Source organism: Hymenobacter sp. YC55, from assembly GCF_029433095.1.
GTDB lineage: Bacteria > Bacteroidota > Bacteroidia > Cytophagales > Hymenobacteraceae > Hymenobacter.
Map to the genome: position 1 here is coordinate 226,078 of NZ_JARNTX010000005.1, position 22,427 is coordinate 248,504.

Here is a 22,427-nt window from a genome sequence, read left to right on the forward strand (position 1 = left end):
TAGGTCCTTGCACGCCGCTTCTTTCAGCTTACTGATTTTGCCCTCGCTGCTGTGCGTATCTCCTCGACGCGCAAGAAATTGATGCGCTAGAAGCTCCCTTCCGTTGGCACCCTAAAATTTCTGTACCGCGCTATATTGTTCTTCGCTTGCGTAAGCGTTACCCGATAAAAGGAAGTATGAGGAGTGCATTTTTCGTTTTACTGTTTTTGCTTTCAGCAAATTCTTGCTCTAAAGTGGAAGCATTGCTTGCGAAGAGTTTTCAACCCGGCGAGCCACCTGTGCTCCCTTCTCCCCCACCTCCGTCTGGCCCCTACCAGTGGGCGGGCATTATCGGCACTACCAGCGACAATTTCTCGGTGAAACCGTGGCGGGGTGCGTCCTTTGTCCGCTCCGTGGCGTATGGTCCGGCGGGCGGCATTGTGGGGGCGGGCTACGCCGAAACGCACGAAAACGTAAGCACCTTCACCGACCAAACGCGCAACGCGCGGCGGGCGCTGGCCAACAACATGCTGTCCGTAGTCGACCACGTCGATACCGATGGTAAGCTGTATTACATAGCCAGCAACAACAACGGTTGGGACAAGAACAGCTCGGTGTACGTGGTGGCACGGCGCTGCTCGGATCGGGGCTTGCACCCTTTTCCGAAAGGAGACCGAGCAACTTTTGCCGGCGACAAAGCCCACGACAGCGACGCGGGCTACGACGGGGTAATCGGCTTGAAGCAGAAGATCGGCGGTTGGGACCCGGCCTTTGTAAAGTCCCAGCAGATCAGCGGCATGCGGGTGGAGCGGAACAACAGTTTGCTGGCAATTAGCCGAAAGTACCAGGGCACAGTTCAGTTCTTCCACAAAACTACTGGCACGTTGCTCTCCACGCTTCGCCTGCCAGCGCCGGAAAAGTGCGTGTTTTCTCCTTCGGGCGACTTTTGGGTGATAAGTCAGGGAGCGGTGAAGCGGTACGTAAACCGCAGCACCCGCACTACGCCCAATTTCGTTTTGCAAACCACTATCAAGAGCTTGCAACAGCCCGTGGCGCTGGCCATGCGCCCCAATGGTACGTTGCTGGTGCAAGACGGCGGAAACCACCAGCAGGTAAAAGAATTTCTGCCCGACGGACGACCCGCAGGCGTATTCCCAGCCAAGCCCGGCGGCAACAAGTTGCGCCCCGACGTTACCTTGTCGAGTTTCCTGTTTGTGAACCGCGAAAGCCTCGGCACCCAGGACACCACCAACAGCGACTACGACAAGCCGCTGGGCTCGCTCGACGTAGCCCCCGACGGCTCGATCTGGCTGCTCGACGCCGGCAACTACCGCGTCATGCACTACAGCGCCGCCTGGAAATACCTAGGGCAGTTTGGCTGGCTGCCCTGCCACTACAAAATTGCCGTGGACCCCAACGACGTCAAGCGAGTTCACTCCGATTTTATGGAACTGGAAGTGGACTGGACGCGGCCCATCCGGGGTGGCGACCAAACGCAGCTGGCGCATCCTACCTGGCTCCTGAAGAAGAACTGGTCCGCGCAGTTTAGTCGTAAGCTCGGACCGTTTCTGCACGTCGTGACTTACAGCAGCAAAGGGGTGAAACGCACCTTTGCGCAGTGCCACGATTCGGATTTCAACAACCAAGGCTGGCAAACTGAATTAGTGGAATTACCTGCTTCCGGAGTGGCCCGGCGCACCGGCATTCATATCGATTACGGCCCCAACACCGGCCGCAGTAAGATTATCTATCCGGAGGGTATCCGGTGGTGGGAAATCACCGACGACGGGGCCGGCAACAAGCGGCAGTGCGGCTATTTCCAACCCTTCGAAGGCTTCGACAAAAACAACAATCCCGTATTTGGGGCAGTGCAGAAAAAGGTGGATTTCATTGCCGAGCTGGCCAAGCAAAACAACCGGCCGCTTAGCTATGGCGGCTGGAATCAGCAAGACGAGTGCCCCGTCACGGCCGACGGTACTTGGATCAGCTTTCGGGCGCCCCAAACCAAAGTGGGCGCTTTCCACTTAGGCGGCATCAAGCCTGGTCAAACCAAGTGGAATTGGCTGGCCTTGCCCAACAAGCTAATGACCAACATCCAGGAAATCGTACCGGGCTACTATCCAGCGCAAGGCTCCGGTTCCGATTTTGGCGGCCATACTGGCGTCGCTGTTCATGCGGTAGGGCAGTACGTGGTGTGCAGCTACGACGGCCAGAACGGCTTCTTTTCCAATCAGCACTGGCTCTTCAAGCAGGACGGCACCTACCTAGGCCAATACGGCCGCTACAGCCGCGACCAACCCGAGTTCCATGACCTCGATGCCGCCCCAAGTGGCTACGCCAACAATACCGGCTATAGCTGCCTGCTCCAATCCGGCAACACGCTGTTTGAGCTCACCACCGACGAAGCATACTTCGGTGGGATTCACGTCCACCGGCTTCAAGTGCCAAATCAGTAAGGGTGCAAAACCAACAGTGGGGCTTGGTAGAAGCTTCGGGCCTAACCCCGAACCTGGCGTTCAATCTACTTACTGCGGGTAGTAGCACTATTTATCCAGAATAGGGTACTCACTAAGGCTGCTGCACTTTTCCCTTTTTAGCTCCTCCAGCCTGCTTTGTGACCACGGGCCTCACGTCGGTAAGTAATGTGACGAGCAGCTTACCCGGCTCTTCCAACGGAATCAAGTGAGCTGAATTCTCGAACCAAACTCCTTTTTTCAAGGGCGCTTTTAGCTTACTAAGCCATGCAGCCGTCGGCTCCGAGGGAGTGGTGTAGTCGTGCCGCCCCATCAGCATAAAGACCGGAATAGGAAATGAAGTGACGGGCTTGAAATCAACCGCCAAGAATTCAGGCAACACGCGCCCCAACGTAAACAAGCTACCCTGATCGATTGCCGCTACATCCTGTGTGGTGTACAATGGCGAGAGCAGCGGTGCCTGGAAGTAGTAAGAGGATTTGTCGCGGTAGGCCGACAGGCCGCCGTAGTACTGCGGCCACTTGCGCGCAATAATGATTCTTTCCCGGGTGATGGGCTGGTTGCCTGGGTAGGGCGCAATAGAACGAAGCTCTTTCAATGCAGCTTCGTTTTTGTGGGCAGTGGCCTGTGCTAGCGCGTAGCGGAAGCTTACTTCTTCGTTGTCTCGGGTATTGATTACCTGCCCAATTCCGACGTAAGCGTAAAACAAATCAGGGCGTTTGAGGGCGGCCTTCATGCCCACAATCGTGCCCCAGCTGTGGCCCACTAGTATCACCTTGTCTTTGCCGTATTTTCTCTTGATAGATTCGGCCATCTTAACGGCGTCATCCACATACTGCGCAATGGATAAGGTAGCACCTAGCTTGACGGTATCGTTGGAAGCATAGGTTTTGCCCGCAGCCCGCTGGTCGTAGTGCACCACGGTGAAGTACTCTTCGAGGGGGCGCTGAAACGTCCAAGCTACCGGAGCCATGGGAGAAGCAGGACCGCCATGAACAAACAAGATGATGGGGTTGCTTCGGTCTTGCCCTCTCACAAACACCCATTGCTTAAGCCCTCCAATGCTAGCTTCGTACGACTCCTGCACCCCATTGGGAGCTACAATCTTGCCGAGGTCATCCACGATTTTGCGAGCTTCGGAATTAGGGTCAGCTATACCATTGTCTTTTCCTTGCCCCCAAGAACTGACGGAACAAACCAGCATAAACAGGATGCAGAGTAGCTTGCGGTGCGAAAATGAATTCAGCTGCATAAGAATCTGTAGTAGAGCGGTAAAGAACAGCGAGGCCCGAGTTCAAACAACAAACGGCCATTCCAATCAGCAGATAGTATTTGTAGCCAGAGCGTTGCCTCTACCGCGAGTCAAAATCTATGCGCTATACTCATGGCAATGAAAGAAGCTATTTAAACCAGCTTTTCAAACTTAGTAACGGTGGGCAGCTTGTAATCAAAGGCAGGTAGGCTATACAACTATTTCCAAGCAGAGGAGTAGGAAGAGGGCCACGTCGGCTTCACTTTCTACTGTCTGATTATGCCGCGTTTTCTCACCTCCGCGCAGTACTACGTGTTATTACTCGTCACTAGCTTGGTTTGCCTTATAGGCATCAATTCTTGTGGCATCAGCGAGCAAGTGCAACAAGCCAAAGCCTTTAAGGACGCTGAAATTCGCCTGGCTTCTGTGGAACAAGCTACTGTAGCGGGTATCGACGTATTAAAAGTTCGCAAGGTCAGTGACTTGAGCACGCTTAACCAAGCTCGCTTGGCTGCTGCTTATGCCTCTGGCAATCTGCCTCTACGCATGCTCGTGAACCTGGAAATCCGTAATCCCAACGACGAGATGGCGGCTCTCAACGGCCTCGACTACATCGCCCTGCTCGATGGCAAGCAAATAGCCACCGGAAGAACCACCCAACGTATTGAAGTGGCTCCCAACGGCGGAGTGGCACTAGCTCCGGTCACGTTGGAAAGCAATCTGCGCGATGCCCTAGGTGAGCAGTCGGGCGAGAGCCTCGCTAACTTTGCTTTCGGGCTATCGGACCGTGGCGAAGAACCAATGCGCCTGACGCTACGCCTAAAGCCTACTTTCATCACCAGCGGTGGCCGCTCTATCTCCCCCACTGGCTACATCGACGTCAACAAAGAATTCACCGCTCGTCAGGCCATGGATGCTATCAACCGGCGCGACTCTCTCAAACGCCAACCGTAGCCTTTAAGCTTACCTGCTCCCCTATCTAGTTCTTGCTCGTTAAGGCCACTGACTCTTTAGTCCCTCTTCACCGCCCACTGCACACCTCCCCCATCGGTCTCGACTACGAATCCCTGGTCGAGGTAGACAGACTGGAAATGCTCTTCGAAGCTAGACGCCGTTGTTAAGTTTTTGCGCACCATCGTTTGGTAAATGGCTGGCAACTCATCGAGCCGGTAACGCACCTCCTTCGAGTCTTGGCGGGCCGGCGCTGGTTTCCTTGCAGGTGCTATGCTACGCTTCTGCGCTTCTTTGTACTCAGCGGTTAGGTGCTTTTTGGTGATGGCCGAAACAATAGCCCCGGCCAGGCTTTTGATCTTGCCCTCGTTGCTTTTGCTGCGCTGGTGTTGCACCACATACTGGACGTAGCCAGGCTCTACCTCGCCCCGCTCAATAAGCTCGCCTACTGCTACAATGCTGGCCGCGGCCACTCCAGCTTGCAGCAAAGCTTCTTCCCAGGCGCTGCTGGCGGCTAGCAAGGCCTCTCCTTCTCCGGCAGCCAAAGACGTGAAGCGGAACTTGATTTCCGCAACCCCTTTGCCCTGCCGAATCAAATCGTATTCGAAGGGTAGATCGGTTTTGGCTAGCTCCAGTTGCGCGCGGTCCAGCACCCGCAGCCGGAACAGTGGAAACTGCTTGTATTGCCCTTCTAGATTCAGCAAGGCCTTAAGCTGGTCGACGCCGATAGTGCGGGTGCCAAAGGCGCTATATTCCTTGAGCAACCAGTAAATGCGGTACGAATGGGGGCTCTTCAGCTTCAGTAGCTGCACTACCTGTGCCTTGGTGAAATTGCGCTGCAACTGTAGCAGGTAGGGCATTACTTCATCGTTGAAGCGCACGTGCAGGGCGCCTTCTTCCCCGCGGTACTTGGCGTACGCCATCAGGGGAATCTTGTCGAAGTCCGGATCGGAGTTTTTACGATTAGCCCGGCGGGCAGGGTTAGGCCGCTCGATGTGCAGGATGCGGCTCACCAGCTGGTTGCACATGCCTGCTACTTGTTGATAATCCTTGCTACTTGGCCGGCGCCCCGATAAAGCCACTACTTCCGTCAAAGGAATCCGCATTTCCCGAAACTCACTATCGTCGCGGCCAATGCGGGAAAGCATGGCCATAAACAAGCGCATTTCAACCGTAGAGAGGTCGAAACGAGCATTTACCAGCGCATTGTGCTGGACCACTATCTTGCTGACGGGCAGTTCGGGCGTAGGGGTGGGGTCGAACAGGTTGGTTTGCATGGATAGTACACCTAGTGGCTACCGGCAGTAAGTTCGGCAATGCCCCCAACTATTACAAGTCGACAAGCTTGTAATAGTTATCCACACCAATAGTGCGCTTTCGTGCTTTTGTAATAGGTAATCGTGCTTCTGGTAATAGGCCTACGTGGTTTTTGTAATAGGCACCCCAAGTATTGTCGTGGTTTTTGTAATAGCTGTTTCGTGCTTTTTGTAATAACCCTGCGTGGTTTTTGTAATAGATAGTCGTGGTTTTTGTAATAGATAACCCGTTTAATTTACTGAAATTAAGGTAGTTGTGGCACCCCTAAACCTATAAAGGTTTATAAATAAAGGAAACAACTGGTTTAAACAGGTCGTCTTTTATTTTTAGAAAAAGGTATTGGTGAAGATTGGAACAAAGAAAGAGGAGAGCCAATAGCGGGTATGAAAGGGGCGGGCCGCCGGGCCGTCGTGGTTTTTGTAATAGTTACTTTCCTATACAGCCGTTTTTTGCTTATAAAGCCCTCTAGGAGCTTCCAACAAGGCATTTTAGCTACATTTCAGGTCATCAGCTAAAAGCTACTGACCGATTGCATTCGCCAGGAAGCACCTTTCTATTACCAAATCCACGACGGCGCAAACACTTGTTCTTCTCAGATATAGATCTTACAGGGCATCTATTACAAGAACCACGCAGGATTGCCTCATAACAGGCAGCAAGAAGCCTTTTTGTTGTTTGGAAAGCCTAAGCATTAACACTAAGAAGAGACCGTCGTGGTTTTTGTAATAGACGCCAAAGGCTTGTGGTTAGCGCATTCAACGTGCTATTCAACTCCCATTGATGGTAAACGCGCCTGCATCTTACCGATCCTAATGATTGTCGTTGCGCGTCCTGTTCATGCAACGCGGTTTCCTCTTCCAGCATTACTATTCTTGCTATGGCATCAAGGAAGTGTGAGTCTACTATCAGTTTATCAAGCAGTTACATTTTGATTGTAATTGCGCAAGCTAATTGTTCTTTAATAATACTGCTGATCTATGCTGTTTAAACCTATGAAGGCTCAATTTACATCGTACTCTCTGTCTTGATGCATGTACACAAAAGCCTTATCTATTACAAAAAGCACGAAGGATGGCATTGATGTATATAAAACCCTTAATAAAGTTTTCGTGCTTTTTGTAATAGATAGAGCCGATTAGGGAAGTGAGTTCTGTGGTTCGTGCTTTTTGTAATAGTTAGCTACAGGATTTTATAAAAGTATTGCGTCAGGCACCACACAATGAACAGTTGATTACAAGGTGCTTACGAAGCAAAACAACTTGAGGTCATATTACAAAAAGCACGAAAGGTAATGCCACTCCTAACCAGCTAGCGTTTGTAACGGGTAGCTAAATGTGAGGCTAAACTGTGGAACGACTGATAAAGCCATATCAGTTGCAGCTTGTTAGGGAGCAAATTCTTGCTTCTATTACCCTGCTTTTTAACTTGATATGTGTTATAGCTCAATAAATTATTGATTGACAAACACTTGATTTATCTATCTATTACAAAAACCACGACGTACTCTTCTTGTGAGTATTACAAGAAGCACGAATGCCTATTACAAAAAGCACGAAGGGTTTTCTAGAGTAACGTAAAAGCGCGGAGCCTCTTGCTATTACAAAAAGCACGAATACCTGTTAACGAAATATTTTTTGTGATACTATTGCCGTACTACCTGCTACTCTCCCCTCCTATTCACTATGCAAGGAGAACTTTTCGTCAGTGATAAGCCGGAGCCCATCAGCAAGTTGGTGGTGCAGCGCAATGATTTGGTCAACGCACGCTTTGCATTGACAACCCTGGAAATGCGGTTGTTTATGGCCATGCTCGCTCGCATCAACCGGGAGGATACCGAGTTTCATGAGCTACGAATTCCAGTAACGGAAGTGGTGGCTTTGTCGGGGCGCCGGCCGAGTAGCAACGATTATCAGCAGCTAAAAGACATGTGCGCGCTTCTCGCCTCTCGAGTGATTTACATTGAGCGGCCTAGCAAGAAAAAGTCGAAAAGAGCCGGGCAGACAACTGAAGAAGCACCGAGCTTCTCCAACACTCCCCTAATGGCGTATGCCGACTATAGCAGCGAGGAGCGGGCGCTGGTAGTACGTTTCAACGACCGGGTGCGCGAGCATCTGTTGCAACTCAATGACGGCAATTTCACGCAGGCCCAGCTTATGCAGCTGCTGAAGTTGAAGAGTGCCCACTCCTACCGCATTTACTGGTTACTAAAGCAGTATGGCAGTTTCGGTACCCGTACTATCCGGGTCGATGAGTTGAAGCGGGTTCTGGATCTGGAAGGACAGTACAAGCAATTTCCCCTTTTCAAACTGCGGGTTCTAGACCGAGCCCAGCAGGAGCTTTCGCAAACAAACCTAGCGTTTCAATACGAGCTGATCCGCGGCAAAAGCAACAGTGTCGAGGAAATCCGTTTTCATTTCACACCGGTTACCAGCGAAGTTCTTTTGCCTTCCTTGCCGGCCACTGCTGAGTGGCAAAAGGCGCTCCTGGAAGTGGGGGTTTCGGCTAGTAGCATTGCAGCTATTGGCGAGCTTATTGAGCGAGGTGAGATGGAGCCCGGCTACGTGCAGTACGTGGTGCAACACCAGCGCAGCAAAAGCAGCGAGGGCAAGATCAAAAGCCTGGCCGGGTCCGTGTTTACCGCCCTTACAAAAGGGCACTTAGCAGATGAATACCGGAAGGCTATGCAGCGCCAAAAGGGTGCATCTCGTAAGACCTCAGGCAACAAGAGCAGTGCACCCGTATCCCCTATCCGCTACCGGCTTGAAGAAGCGCAAGCAGCGTACGAACTAATGGCTCGTCAAAAAACGGCCAAGGGTGCTACATTTCAAGAGAACCTAACGCTTGTCTATCTGTCTCAGGGCTTCCATCAAGAGAAAGATGCTGATGGAGTAGAATGGCTAGTTAAGAGCATTTAGCTCTACACTACTCCTGGTCTTCTGCACAATTATAACTTTCGATAAGGGCTATTACTGACCTTTAAGGGGGAGGGACACAGGAACGTTTGTTATAAGTGTAACCTCTAGTTTAGCCTGTAGCTACGATTACTTTCCTTACATATGTATGCTATTATGTAAAAGCGTATGAACGTAAAAGCGTTTTGCATTCGTATGCCATTATGTGTAAACTCTTATATGTATACGTAGAGATACATAAGCGTGTAATTACGCAGAAACAGATAAACGTTTATACGTAAAAATGTAATAACATCCGTGCGTCAAATCTTTTTGTTTCCACACTTGGTTGCATACATTCTGTTACGCTAGAACGTATGAACGTTCTAGCGTAACAGAATACAATTTTGCCTTCGTTACGCTAAAATCAGCTTGCAAAACTAGTTTTGGGTGCTAATTCCTAGTGATTGCTCTCATTGGTTCCGATTGTATATATGTAAATGTAAAAACGTATTTACGTATAAACGTACGTTAATAATAAGAGCTTTTTGGATACAAGAATTCGATCTAAATTCTTGTTAGTATGAGACGAATGTTCTTGTGTGTTTACGTTTATACGTATAAACGTGAGAAAATATATATGTCTTATCGTTTTGACGTATTTGCGTAAATATCCTTTACTTGCAGCCATACACCTTTAGATTGTCTTTTATGCGAACCCTCTGCTTTTCTAACAACAAGGGTGGGGTAGGGAAAACTACCTCTGCTCTTAATGTCGGCTTGGCTTTAGCTCGACGGGGCCACCGAGTGCTGTTCTGCGACTGCGACCCCCAACGTAGCCTTACTATTTCGTTTGAGGGAGCTGACATCCCAGAGCATGTAGGCATGCTACTCATGCGCAAAGGCGAATTCTCCCTCGACGATATTCACGCAGTGATTCGGCCAGTGGGCGAGAACGTAGACTTACTGCCTGCTAGCGCCGAAATGGAAGCCAATGAAGCCCAGCTTCCCGGTTGGGATGCAGAACACTCCACTCGGCTAGCTGACATTTTAGAGATGGTGGCTCCGGAATACGATTATTGCGTAATTGATACCAAAGGCAGCATTGGTACTCTCACCTGGATTGCCTTAGCTGCTACCGACCTACTCTATATCCCTGTCGACCCCGAGTTTTATGGGTTTGAAGGGTTAACTAACCTAATCAATACCTGCACCCGTTTGCGTCGGCGTATCAACCCGACGTTGCAAGTAGGGGGCATATTCTTCACTAAGTACTCTCCAGCTTACCGAGCTCGCCTGCGCCACGACGTCGTCGATTTGATTAAAGATCATTACGGCAAAGAGGTGCCTGTATTTCAAACCACCATTCGCCAAAGCACGGCCATTCCGAACGCTCAAATGGCCGGTACTGGCCTGTTCGATTACGCTCCGGATTCGACGGGAGCAGAAGACTACGAAGCCTTGACCGACGAAATTTTACTGCACCTCCATGCCAACTAACTCAGCCAAAACTACGTCGCGGCCGGCGCTGGACCGCTACAAGGACAAACCCCGGCCAACCTTATCGGACAACCCGGCCGGCACCCCGCCACCGGTACCCGTTATTGAAGCCTTGCGCGACACGCCACCAAGCCGCCCGGCAGTGGCCGAGGAAAGCGTACCAGTAGTTCGCACGCCACAAGTTCAGAGTAGGGGAGAGGCGCGGCCAGTAGCAACTCCAGTAGAAAGCACTGCAACTCCTTCGTCGGTGCCGGAGCAGGTTCCGTTCAACTCACAGATCAAGTTTGAAACGTATTTGCGCATCAAACAGGCTCAATTCTACGACCGTGTTAAGATCAAGGACCTCACCGATGAGGCTCTGAACTACTATCTTGACCAGTTCGAAGGGGCAAATACGCCGCTTCCTCCCAAAGTATTGCAGGAAGTGCTCAACCAAGGCAAAATCAAAGGCTATAAGAAGCGTGGCTAAATCGTAAGTAGAATTACCATCGACTTCTTGGAAGGCATGTTGAGGGTCGCTGCTTTGGTAATGCTACTGCTTGCTTTCTTGAATTATAAAAGCTGAAAGGCTCAGTGAAATCCTTACTAAGTAAAGGTTTCACTGAGCCTTTCTCTTTCGAGTTTGGGTATTTAAAAGAAGTGTTGATCTGCTCACCCTAAATAGATGGCTTGAACCCAGACGAGAGCCTGCCATACTAGAACAAAATAGCAAGGTCTTAAAACGGCATGCAACTTCTGTATAAGCAAGTGGCTCTTCTAGGAGAAGAACCTCACCTACTCAAAACTATACACTTATGAAGCTGCCCAAAGTTTTACTCGGTGCCATATTGGTTGGTATAACTGTGCAAACAACGAGTTGCACAAAGAAGGACGCCCCAGAACCCAATGGGGAGAATGTTGGCAAGAAGGGCAAAGAAGAAGCTAAAGTACCCTTCAACTGCCCGGCTTGCGGCATGGGATAAGCGGATCAAATGCATCCTGATTCAGCGATGGAAAAGCAGCCAACCATTCTATCTTCGATTGCCTGTAATTTAGACGCAAATATTCTGTCGGCGGCATTTCCATTGCTGGAAGAAGGCAAAGTTGAGGCCCTGGAGTGGTCTTTTGACACGCTCTATTGGGCCGAGCAAGTTCCTGATTGGTTTACGGAACTACTAAGCGCTTATAGCGAGCAGAAAAGACTGATCGGCCATGGCGTGTTCTTTTCTTTGCTGTCGAGTAGGTGGACCAAAGAGCAGCAGCAATGGCTGCAGAAGCTACAGCAGTTGTCGCTGGAGTTCAACTTCGATCATATTACCGAGCATTTTGGCTTTTTTACGGGTCAAAACTTTCATTACGGCGCGCCCCTTCCCATACCGTACACAGATATTACTTTGCGTATTGGGCAGGACAGGCTGAAGAGAATTTACGAGGCCTGCCAGTGCCCGGTGGGGCTGGAAAATTTAGCGTTTGCTTACTCACTTGATGAGGTAAAGCAACACGGTGAATTTCTGGAAAAGTTAATTGAGCCAGTGAATGGCTTCGTCATTCTCGACCTGCACAACCTGTACTGCCAGCTCCACAACTTCTCGGTTTCATACGACGAATTGATAGCTCTCTACCCCATGGATCGGGTGCGGGAAATCCATATCTCGGGAGGCAGTTGGGAGGACTCAGCGCTAGGTCCCGATCAGAAAGTAAGAAGAGATACCCACGACGATTCTGTGCCGAAAGAGGTATTTCAACTTTTGGAGCGTACGATATGCAGGTGCCCCAACTTGAAATATGTGGTGCTGGAGCAATTAGGAAACGGCCTGAAAACGGAAAGCAGCAGAACCCTATTCCGCCACGATTTTTTGGAAATGGAGAGGATCGTGAAGCTGAATGCAAGCAGCTTATCTACACGCCCGAACGAGTTGTTTCTACCACCACAGCTTCTTCTGACTGGCCCCGCGGTAGAAGACGAGCCGCTTTATGAGCAGCAGTTGCAACTTTCGCAGATTTTGGAAACAGCTCCTTCCCTCGAAAGGGCCCGGCAACTGTTAGCTGCTTCCTCACTGGCTCAGAGCGATTGGAAAATAGAAAGCTGGGAGCCGTACATGCTGGAAACCGCCATCCACATTGCCCAGAAGTGGAAGAAGTAACCAAAGGCCCTAACCCTCTCTTACCGGCTGATAGCTACTTTGACTGGCTTAGCAGCCACTGAACCCGAGGCAGTTATAGCCTGCAAATAGTAAAGCCCAGGAGACAAGGAGTGCACCGGCAAAATGGCTTGTTGATGTAAAGGGCGGTGCAACACAACTTGGCCTTGCTGATTGCGCAAGAATATCTCCACAGTTGCATCAGGCTCGGAGTATGAAACGGTAAGTGTCTGCCGGGCCGGGATAGGGAAAGCAGTCAGCGAGGCAGGGGAAGTAGCGGCCCCCACAGCCACCACCGGCGAGTACTGCACGCCGCCTTGCTGGTCAAGTTGCTTGAGCCGATAGTAAGTGAGAGAGGCAGACGGGGCGACATCCTGAAAGGAATAAGTAGTGGGCTTGGTAGTTGTGCCTACGCCCTGCTGAAATCCGATTTGCTGAAACTCTGCGGTGGCCGTGCTCTTACGCTCTATTGCAAAGCCTAGGTTGTTATACTCGGATGCGGTTCGCCACGTCAGTTTCACTGCAACGGCTTGACGCTGCGCGGTGAAGTCTACCAACTGTACAGGTAGGGGGCGAGCGGCCAGTTGCCCACGAAAGCGGCTGGCTTGCGCGAAGGTTAGCTTCAGCTGTTGAGTGGCGGCATCGTAGGCGTAGCTGGTTAATCCTTCGCCAGAAATAGCCGATGGTGTCTCAGTTACCCGCAAAGTAAGGACGGTGCCCCGGCTCACGTACCCTTCAAAGGAAGTGGCATCTTGCTGCCAGCTGATGGTGGCCCGCTTCGAGGAAGAGACGAAAGGCGTGCCGCCGTAGCGCAGGCTGGTACCCTCTTCAAGGAAAGCTTGGGCGAAGGTGTTGGTTGCGGTAAGAGAATAGAAGTTTAGCAATCCGTCGGCTTCGAGGGGCTGCGGCAGCGCGCCGCCAGCAATTGAAGTGGCTACCGTATCAGCCTGAGCAAAGGCTAGATCCTGAAAATCGGTTGTTGCTGCAACCAAGGCAGCCGAGTTGGGCGCCGTGATGGTGCGCACCACTGGGCCTGGGCTTGTGGTAGTGCCGGGCACGAGGGCTGCCAGAAACTGGGTTTGGGCTTGTCCGCTTTTGCGCACAAGCAGTGTGGTATGATTTGCGGCGGTGTTGTAAGTGGTTTCGTGTTGGCGCGTGGCCGTCGAGTAGCTGGAGGCGCCGTTGGTGGCCGTTACGTGCGCACTTAAGCGGGCCTGGTTTTTTTGCCAAAATCCCTCGTGAGTGCCTAGGTGGTCGGTGAAAGAGCCCGTGACGCTAGGAGAGGGACTGTTTTGCAGACCATGCCCGTGCAGTTGCCACGTGTAGGTGTGCGGTACAGCGGCCTCCACAAAATCGGCTAGCAGATAGTAGGAGTTGCGCACAAACAAGGTTTTGCGTGTAATAGTGGTTTTCTGCTTGGGATAAGTGGTCTGCACTTCCCCGTAGGTTAGCTGCCGCGAAGCGAAGCCGTTTTGGATGGTGGCCTCGGCATCGTTGGCTTCTCCTGGAGTACCGGGGGCCGGACCCGCATCATCGACCAGAATTAAGTTGTGATTGAGGGCTTGGCTGACTTCACCCCGACGGGTATAACTTAGGTAGCCCGCATCCAAAGCTAGCAACTCGCCCTGGGCATATAGGATAAAGCTGCTGGCGTCGCCCTGGCTGTGGCCGCCACCGTTGGTTTGGGCGAGGCCGTGCTGGCCGTACAGGTGCAAATAGCTGGAAAGGGAATCGTTACCCGAGCGAAAAATAAGGTTGCCACTTTCCGGCAATACAGTCAAGGCTGGATTAGATGGGTCGGAAGGAGTTAGGTTAGCAGCCAAGTATGCGGCTCGCATGTCTACGGTAATGTCGCGCAGCTGAGCAGTGAGCGAGGTCAGGCCGGAGCCAGATAGTTGACTAATGTGTAAAGGATTTAGGTAGCGGCTTTGGCCAGTAAGCGCCAGTTCTGGCATGCCCATATCCACATACGAATCTTCGAGGGCTGGAAACCGCCCGTCCGGCATCTGAATGCGGGTAATCCACTCGTAGAGCAGGTTGTATTTGGGGTCGTAGTAAGGGTTACGAATCGAGCGGGTTGTGGTGCCAAACGAATAGCGCCCACGTTGGTCGGGCAGAAAATGGCCCATGGCGCGGAAAAACGGCAGGCAATTCAGAAAGGCGTACTTGAAATAGTAGGGCCCCTCGGCATAGCCAGCAATAGCCGTAGAGTCCGATTGGCGTTGGGGGTCACGCCACAGCACGTTATCGATGGTGTAGAGGCCTGTATTAATCCAAGTGAGGGGCTGCTGATGCGCGGCCGTGCCCGCCACATCGTTGAGTACTACGGCAGCCATGCCAAGGGCAGCGGCCGTCATTAGGGCGTGGTTGTTCTTTACTTGGCTGTAAAATAAACCAAACGCCGCAGTAGTCGATTGGCGCTGTATGTTGCTGGCAAATTCCTGCAGTCGGGCTTGGCCGGCGGCCAGTGCCGCCGCCGGAATACCGGCCCCACGGAGTAGGTCGTAGGCAATCAGATAGTCAATCAATTCTTTTGAGCGCCACTGCCACTCACTATAAGCAGTAGGATTGTCGACTGACGTATTGCATTGCGCAAGCAGGCGTATGGTACGGGCCCGAAGGGTGTCTTGCTCGGCCAAAGTCAGGGGCCGTATGGTGCCGGCACTCGGAGAGCGGTCGAGCAAGAAGATGAATGCCATGTTCTTAGCCAGCGTAGCTCGTGCGCGTCGAGTGTCGGTTGTGTTGTTTGCGCTAGGCGGCGCTGTAAAGACACTGCTATACAAGCCGCTAAAGAGCGTATAAGGCACCAGTGTTGCCAACGAAGCACGCACACCGGGTAGAGCTTCTGCCTTAAGTAAAGTTCGTGGGTATGAAAAGTCGGCTCCTACAGGGCGCCAAGAGCCAGATTGAGCGAAACCTTCTTTAGAAAACAGCAGAAGGAATAATGCTATAATATGGCAACACTTTGCTAATTGTTTATTAGAAGAATAATTCAAAATAAGCTAGTGGTTGATTCGTGCTATCGCAACACTGGACTTATAGATTGTCGTTCAAAATAATTGATTTTATGGGCGAATTGAGGCTTTATGAAAATTTGAACTTTGTAAGTTAATATATTAGCTGTTAGTTATTTTTTATAATGTTATGAAATATGTACTATGCAATATGTGAGATAAGTGTATAAAAATTATAAAAATACTTGTAATGTGTTGCAGTCATTTTTGAATTACAGATGCTTAAACCCCACTGAATGGTCGGATTGCATTAGTCAACCTCTATTAGAAACAAGGTGCTAGTGTGATGACAAAGGTTTTAGTGCAGCGTAGACGCTCTGTAACTATATCCTTGGAACATATTCTAGTCAGGCAGATGTCTGAGCTTCTTGTTCGTCTTAGCTATTATGGCAAGCGCGCGAGCGACGCGTGAACTTCTTCCTTGAGAATACACGCCATCAGGGCTGCTTCCTCGCACACTGCTTTGCGGTAAAAATGAACCACTGTCGTATCGGGGTCTTCGTGGCGGCTACTTAATTCGGCCAACGTTTGGATACGTGTTAGTGGGGGCAGTACGCGGTGGTAAATGGTCGACCACAAAGCGGCCACCTCGGCATCTTGTCCCATCAGTGCGCGCAACTCCAATAAATGCATCACCACTTTCGCCAGCGATGCCAGTAGCTTTCGTTCTAATTTTGAAAAAGCCCGGGCCCGGTAATCAATTATGCACAAGTTGCCAATAGCATAACCGCGCGGTGTACGCAAGGGGTGCCCGGCGTAAAACTGTAGATTCAAACACTCAATCACCCATGGGTCAATGAGGGGGCAGGGGGTATCAGCTAAACTCTCGAACACAGTGGTTCCCTCGTGAAGGATGGCCACCGAGCATAAGCTTTCGTGCCGGCCAATACGCTCAGAATCTGGAATTCCTGCAAAGCTAATAACCTGAACGGTGTCCTTTTCCACCAGAGAAACTAGCGCAATCGGAGCCATGAATAGCTTGGCCGTTAAGTGCACTAAGTCATCAAATAATTCTTCGCCAAAAACACTTAAGTGCTGATACTGATGGAGTGCTTCCAGCCGGGCGACATCATTTAGGGGGATCAATGAGGAAAAAGAACTCATAAGCACTTTCTTATAGAAGCCTAAAACAATAATTGATGCAAGACCAGTAAATCCAACCTTGAAACTGACTTTGAAATAGGTGACCTCTCCATCGCTCCTGCCAACGTCGTATTTTCTCCTCTGTGTAACTCTACTGTTATTCTCTTACTACTGCCAGTAAGCACGTTAGGTTGGTCTTTTTGCCTTATAAAAATTCATAAACCAAGTTAAAGTGCAGTGTTTCAGTTCACTTCAGACAAGTGAAAACAGAGTAAAGTAGTGGCATTCGTGCATCAATAGGTATAGTTCCGTTATGCGCTATAGCTGCTAGCATGGCATGTAAACCGCTTTTATTGAGTGGGTTGAAGCTAAGAGTAGTAGAGGCCTAACTACCACATGAACAATGTCCTCAGCGTAATGCCGGTCCGGAAATGCACCCTTTTCAATCACTTCTCGTTGCGTAGGTATGTCGACATCTCCTAAACGCCCGCGCCCGCGCAAAACCATTGAAGTTGCTGCCCCTATCGTATCTCATGCCGACCAACTGGTTGCGCTACACCAGCGAGAAGAAGGCAAAACCGTGATGTACAAGCAGGATGCCTGGGGCCATATTGAAACGCGCTTTGTGCGTACCCAGAACGTAAAAGCCTGGGAAGCCAAAGGGTTTTTCGTGCGCTAACTGCCGCATTGTTTCAAGTTATATTCCTTGGTTACTCAACCAAGGCAGTCTTTGTGCGCCCAACAGTATCGAAGTTAGGCGCACCTTACTTGTCTGCGTTTACGCCACTCTACCTAAGCTGTGGTTTAAGCGGCCCAATAACAGCAAAGTGGGGTAGAAATACTTTGTTTGGAGAGGGTAGGGGAGAGGCAGGGTAGTACCAACCGGAGTATTTGAAATTCCGGCCGTAATCTTGCGGAGAGTATTCTCCTTTATCAGTTGCGTCTGTTGCTTGCCTTGTGTACTCGCAGGTAGCGGAGGCATCGAAGGCCAACACAAAGCATGCGAACCAGATTACGTAGGCACGCCCGCCGCATCAAAGTAATTGTCTACCAGGAAACTCTATTCGACTACAAGGAGCACCTGTACACCTTTCTGGGGGCGTTTTTAGGAATTGGTTTGATAGGCTTGCTGAATCGGTATCGGTTGCCTGCCTCCGATGCACCCCTGCTCATTGGTTCCTTTGGCGCTTCTTCAGTGCTGATTTATGGCGTCATCAATAGTCCGCTGGCCCAGCCGCGCAACCTGATAGGTGGGCATGTGCTTAGCGCTCTTATTGGCGTAATGATGTATCGTTTATTTCCGCAAGAGCAATGGTTGGCAGGTGCATTAGCCGTTTCATTGTCCATTGTGATGATGCAGATTACCAAGACGCTGCATCCGCCCGGCGGCGCCACGGCTCTGATTGCCATTATTGGCTCCGCACAGCTTAAGGCACTCGGCTATTGGTACGTGCTGGTGCCCGTGCTATCAGGCGTACTGATTCTGTTGGTAGTGGCTATGCTGGTAAACAACCTAACGCCCACCCGTCACTACCCGGCCAACAAGCACTGGTACCGATTCTGGCAGCGCAAGTATTAAGGATGCTGACGGTTTAAACTCTGGTGAAGATCGTCTACCGAGCCTAATTGCAAGAGTAAAGCGCAACTTAGGAATCGCACAGATGCCTTTATTGCTCCTGAAAAACGTTGCAGAGGGTCTCAATAGGCAGGGTATTTGGGACGCACGAATGCCGACTTAACTTCGGTATAGTCTATAGTGGCCCAAACAGCGCATAGCAAAGCGCGGCGGTACCTGCGCCCACGAGCGTGTTGAGCATGTTCACGGCGTTGTTGGAAAGTAGCCCTTTGCGCTCGAGTGTAGCACCCAGCACCGAATCAGCTATGTTGCCAACGGCGCCTGCCAGCAGAACCCATCCGAAGCCTGGGTGCCAGCCCAGCCCAACGCTATAAACGCCTGCAATGAGGGCGCTACCAACCAGCCCTAGCGCGGTGCCTTCCAGACTAACTACCCCGTCGCGCCCCCGCACATCGGGGCGCAGCGTGAGGATGTGGTAGAAGCGGCGCCCGTACACATTGCCCAGCTCCGAGGAAAGCGTGTCGGCGGTAGCGGCGGCCAGGCTACCAGCCAGCAGAAGCTGGAAGAACGGCGCATGAGCGGGACTCAGCCAACTCAGCAGCCCCGCAACACTAGCCACGCCTGCATTGGCTAGCGCCTGCCCAGCAGTCCGCCGCCCCTTATTGGCCTCTGCCAAACCGAGGCGCTGCTTATCGGGACGTTTCCAAGCGGAAGCTGCCGAGCCAAGCAGAAAAAATACTGCCAGAAGTGCCAAGCCAGTAAAACCCGCGCCCAGAAACAACAGGATGCCCAAAAGGCCACCGGTAGCGGCGCCCGGGATGGTTAGCTTACCGGTTCGTACGCTGTAAACCATGCCCGCGGCCAGCACTAGCAGCACAGCAAACCAAGAAAACAACGGCGACGAAAAAGCAAACACGGGCAGCAAACACTAGAGCGTGCAAGGTAGGACACCGGCACACACGAAAGCAATGTAGTAGCTGCAGTAGTCAGGCCCGACTTTGGTTTCGGGTGCAAGCCCTGAGCATGTAAACACGTTTAGCTACGTTCACAGTCGGTTTGGCTGAACGGCGGCTGGTTTGGCGGGTGTTGGCCGGAGCAAAAGAAATAACATGAGCCAGCAAAATAATGCTGCTCCCACTGGTGATATGGAAAGGGAATAGTCGGCGGCAACAAAGTCGTTCGGGGTAGGATCATACAATACGGCAAGCTGGGTTGCGCCAGCATTCAACCGACCATACTCTGCTTCGGTGATGGCCACTACGCGTTGCTGGTTTTTGAAGAGAAATGTAGCTTGATACGTATACCAATGGTACTTGCGCCCATGCGAAAGGCGGTCGGTATCCATTACTGTAACGTCCATTCTTTGGCCGTTGCGTTTCAGTTGGGAGCCGTATTGATAGTACTGATAAGCATCGTAGGAGATAAACAAGGCCATGGCCCCCATCACAACCACTAACAGCGCCCGTGCGATGGTTTGAATGAAAGTCAGGCCCGTAACACGCACTACCAGGCCGCCTCCCACAAAGAACAAGGCCAGTGCAAGCAGAACTAACAGCCCTAGCGACTTCGATTCGCGGGAGAAATCGGCTAGCACACTCCAGTCAATCAGCCGGGAAACCACACGGGTGTCGGGAGTAGTAGGTGCCCGTTGCAGCTGTCCAAACCGATCCGATGGCGGATGGTAAAGTAAGGTAACTCGGTCTCCTTCCGAGAGCCACAGAGTATCAGACACGTAACGGGTTTCGTAAGCTCGATTGTGGTGCGTGAAGCCAATGTAAACGGCGGTGCCTAGCACATCCCACAGAGCCCGGTGCGTACGGTCGGCGCGGTTGACCTGTACAGTTACTGGCTCACCTTGGCTTCGGAGTTGAGTTTGAAATACCTCTTCCTGATAGAAATGCCACGCTACCAGTACAGCCACACCCAGCAAAGCAGTCAGCAGGAACCCCCAAACCAACGTGTATAAGTTTCCTAGAAAACGAAAGAACTGCTGGAACATCGGAGGTCACAGATTTAGCTTCTTTCAAGTCTTGCTGAACGGATTGTAAGCAGCCGGTTGATTTCAGGGTACCCGTGTTAAGGAACGTACCCAAAAGCAAAGAGCAATTAAATATATAAAAAACTTAATAAACAATGTGCAGTTAGGTTACAGGCTTAAAGGCGCCTAGCCATAACGATACTGCTCTACCTCGCACGGTAGTGTAGTTGCACAATGTGTGTTAACTGAAGGCAGCTAGAAATAAGCTCGTAAAAGGTAAAGCCCACTTCTGCTTAAATACGCAGGCGGCTTCAGCAATTATATTCGTTAGCCAATCTGCCTGAACCTCTCCAATCCGCTTACCCCTCAATTTAGTGAATAAATGATTCTACTAATTAATAAGTGGTTGCTAATTGCTTATGCCTAATGACGCGGTATATTCTTTTAAGTAATAAGCCTTTAACCTCAATGATTAGGCAGGCGTTGGGATTGTAACCGAACAACTTGCTCCAAGGTTAATTCGCCACGGACATAGCGTTGAAGTAAGTCCAGGGTTGCTAAACTAACTTGGGGTATTCCAGCATCAGCAATACCAACAAGGTTCTCGGCTTTTCTCAAACGTTGTAGCCAATGCTCCTTTTCAACCGACGAAAGCATGGCCGGTGGAGCCTGAAAATATAATTGATTCATTGCCTTAATAAAATACAATAGCTGATTTCCGCTGCTTAGTAAATATAAAACAACTAGTAATAGCCTAAACAGGCAAGAGAAGTAAATTTATTTAAAATTTTTATCGAAGAAAACTTCCAGGCTATACCCAGGAATTTCGGTGATGTTACAATAACCAAACCGAATACAGTATCAACTGTAATTCAAATCCTGCAGCAGATACAAATGATTTATCCTTGCGCTCAGCTCACGCCAAAACCGGACTGGATGTAAGTATTCGGTCTGTGCAGTAAGGGCCTGCCTTTCAGGTGAGTAGACGAGTGTAAAAATGCCTTATAGTTCTGTTCCGCTTCACTTAAGGAGCAGGCGTCGATTTGGGCAACTTTACGGTGAAGGTGGTGCCTTCGCCTACAGTGCTGTCTACTGTGAGGGTGCCTTGGTGAAGCGACACTATAGTTTGACACAACGACAAACCAAGGCCAGTGGTAGGCTCTCCGCGTAGTCCGGGGCGCCGGGCCTTGGTGAAGCGCTCAAACAAAACTGGCTGTAGTGCGGCGGGAATACCAATGCCGTTATCGGCTACTACAAAAAGCACACCGTCGGGTGCAGCTTCTACACGCACGATAATACGACCATCATCCGGGGTAAACTTCAAAGCATTGCTTATCAAGTTGTTGACAACTTGCATGAACTTGCTGACATCTACATCGGCATACACGGGCTCGGAAGGTAGCTCTATCCGTAACTGCTGCGCCTCACGGCCAGTTGCGCGCTGAAACAGTTCCAAGCTTTGCTGCACTTTTTCGCGCAAGTCCACCCGTTCGCGCTTCAACGGAATAGCCGCCGACTCCAGAAACTCCTGATCGACAAGGTCCCGTATGAGTTGCACCCCCCGCTGGCTGGTGTCCTGCATGAGGTGCAGCATCTCGGTTACCTGCGGATTGGCTTGGACGGTCATTTCCTCACGGATATAGCCAGCCAACTGCTGAAGCGAAACGAAGGCCCCAGCTAGGTCGTGCGCTAGAATTTCCAGCATCGTGTTTTTCTTGGTGCTGAATTTCAAGCTCGTTTGCTGGGTGCGTTTGCTGGTGGTAATGTCGCGCAGTGAGCCTCCCAACCGGACGGTACCCTCTGCGTCCTGCTGCCAGCCGGGCATCAGACACAGCCACTGATCGGGCTTGCCTGGGCGCAGCAAGCGAATTTCCACTTCGTCGGAGAGCCGCCCCTGAGTCCAGAGCTGCCAGCAGCGACGCAACCACGGCAAGTCGTCGGGGGGAAGGTGAGCAAGCAAAGCCGGCAACTCGTCGTTGGCCTGCGCTTGTTTTCCATTCAACACCCGTTCGTAGGCAGCGTTGACGTACTCAACCCGCTGATCCTTTAAGTTATAGACGAAATGAATTTGAGAGCTAGCTTCAGCTTGGTTGAGAAAAAACGCAGCGGGGTTCAGCATTAGGATAAACAGGGGAAAGGAGGATAAAAGAATATACCACTAGCCGGTAAGTTTGGTTTGCCTGGAGCTTGGTAGCTGCAGAAGCGACGGGGTACAGGTACTGCCAGCTTTCGCTAGTACCAAGCAAGCAACTGCTTCAAGTCACCAACCGAAGCCTTGAGCAGCTTTTATAG

Annotated in this window: 16 protein-coding genes; 8 read left to right on the forward strand and 8 right to left on the reverse strand. The window is 51.0% G+C overall.

The genetic code is table 11. From position 1 onward, the window contains the following. Positions 1 to 278 precede the first annotated feature (278 nt). Positions 279 to 2,435, forward strand: a complete 2,157-nt coding sequence (locus P1X16_RS25670) for a hypothetical protein (RefSeq protein ID WP_277235112.1) — start codon at positions 279 to 281, stop codon at positions 2,433 to 2,435. A 112-nt stretch (positions 2,436 to 2,547) separates the two neighbouring features. On the opposite strand, the gene P1X16_RS25675 is transcribed toward P1X16_RS25670, so the two are convergent. Next, positions 2,548 to 3,705, reverse strand: coding sequence for an alpha/beta hydrolase (locus tag P1X16_RS25675; RefSeq protein WP_277235114.1), 1,158 nt, complete (start codon positions 3,703 to 3,705; stop codon positions 2,548 to 2,550). 279 nt (positions 3,706 to 3,984) lie between these two features. On the opposite strand from P1X16_RS25675, the gene P1X16_RS25680 reads away from it, so the two are divergent. Then, positions 3,985 to 4,659, forward strand: coding sequence for an LEA type 2 family protein (locus P1X16_RS25680; RefSeq protein WP_277235115.1), 675 nt, complete (start codon positions 3,985 to 3,987; stop codon positions 4,657 to 4,659). 56 nt (positions 4,660 to 4,715) lie between these two features. On the opposite strand, the gene P1X16_RS25685 is transcribed toward P1X16_RS25680, so the two are convergent. Then, positions 4,716 to 5,933, reverse strand: a complete 1,218-nt coding sequence (locus tag P1X16_RS25685) for a replication initiation protein (RefSeq protein ID WP_277235117.1) — start codon at positions 5,931 to 5,933, stop codon at positions 4,716 to 4,718. Positions 5,934 to 7,655: 1,722 nt separating this feature from the next. Between P1X16_RS25685 and P1X16_RS25690 the strand changes: the two genes are divergently transcribed. From P1X16_RS25690 to P1X16_RS25705, 4 genes are all read left to right on the forward strand, one after another. Next, on the forward strand, positions 7,656 to 8,888 hold the full coding sequence (locus P1X16_RS25690; protein WP_277235120.1) for a replication initiation protein: 1,233 nt from the start codon (positions 7,656 to 7,658) through the stop codon (positions 8,886 to 8,888). A 687-nt stretch (positions 8,889 to 9,575) separates the two neighbouring features. Next, positions 9,576 to 10,364 (forward strand): ParA family protein, encoded by a 789-nt coding sequence (locus tag P1X16_RS25695; RefSeq protein WP_277235122.1) that lies wholly within the window; start codon positions 9,576 to 9,578, stop codon positions 10,362 to 10,364. Beyond that, entirely contained in the window at positions 10,354 to 10,833 is a 480-nt protein-coding gene (locus tag P1X16_RS25700) for a hypothetical protein (protein ID WP_277235124.1), read from the forward strand. Before P1X16_RS25695 ends, P1X16_RS25700 begins: the two co-directional genes overlap by 11 nt. Positions 10,834 to 11,335: 502 nt before the next feature. Next, a complete protein-coding gene (locus tag P1X16_RS25705) occupies positions 11,336 to 12,487 on the forward strand; it encodes a DUF692 family multinuclear iron-containing protein (protein WP_277235126.1) in 1,152 nt (383 codons plus the stop codon). A 20-nt stretch (positions 12,488 to 12,507) separates the two neighbouring features. On the opposite strand, the gene P1X16_RS25710 is transcribed toward P1X16_RS25705, so the two are convergent. Next, a complete protein-coding gene (locus P1X16_RS25710; protein ID WP_277235128.1) occupies positions 12,508 to 15,183 on the reverse strand; it encodes a heparinase II/III family protein in 2,676 nt (891 codons plus the stop codon). A gap of 699 nt (positions 15,184 to 15,882) precedes the next feature. Beyond that, positions 15,883 to 16,602: a GAF domain-containing protein gene (locus tag P1X16_RS25715; protein ID WP_277235130.1), complete on the reverse strand. Its 720-nt coding sequence runs from the start codon at positions 16,600 to 16,602 to the stop codon at positions 15,883 to 15,885. Between the two features lie 445 nt (positions 16,603 to 17,047). Here P1X16_RS25715 and P1X16_RS25720 point away from each other — a divergent pair, with 445 nt between their 5' ends. Beyond that, positions 17,048 to 17,260, forward strand: coding sequence for a hypothetical protein (locus tag P1X16_RS25720; RefSeq protein ID WP_277235131.1), 213 nt, complete (start codon positions 17,048 to 17,050; stop codon positions 17,258 to 17,260). Between the two features lie 321 nt (positions 17,261 to 17,581). Further along, positions 17,582 to 18,160, forward strand: coding sequence for an HPP family protein (locus P1X16_RS25725; RefSeq protein ID WP_277235133.1), 579 nt, complete (start codon positions 17,582 to 17,584; stop codon positions 18,158 to 18,160). A gap of 172 nt (positions 18,161 to 18,332) precedes the next feature. Here P1X16_RS25725 and P1X16_RS25730 read toward each other — a convergent pair whose 3' ends face one another. From P1X16_RS25730 to P1X16_RS25745, 4 genes are all read right to left on the reverse strand, one after another. After that, complete coding sequence (locus tag P1X16_RS25730; RefSeq protein ID WP_277235135.1) at positions 18,333 to 19,073, reverse strand: DUF92 domain-containing protein; 741 nt, start codon at positions 19,071 to 19,073, stop codon at positions 18,333 to 18,335. Between the two features lie 129 nt (positions 19,074 to 19,202). After that, positions 19,203 to 20,156, reverse strand: coding sequence for a hypothetical protein (locus P1X16_RS25735; RefSeq protein WP_277235137.1), 954 nt, complete (start codon positions 20,154 to 20,156; stop codon positions 19,203 to 19,205). A 444-nt stretch (positions 20,157 to 20,600) separates the two neighbouring features. Beyond that, positions 20,601 to 20,825 (reverse strand): antitoxin VbhA family protein, encoded by a 225-nt coding sequence (locus P1X16_RS25740; protein WP_277235139.1) that lies wholly within the window; start codon positions 20,823 to 20,825, stop codon positions 20,601 to 20,603. A gap of 334 nt (positions 20,826 to 21,159) precedes the next feature. Beyond that, positions 21,160 to 22,254, reverse strand: a complete 1,095-nt coding sequence (locus P1X16_RS25745; protein WP_277235141.1) for a HAMP domain-containing sensor histidine kinase — start codon at positions 22,252 to 22,254, stop codon at positions 21,160 to 21,162. Positions 22,255 to 22,427 lie beyond the last annotated feature (173 nt).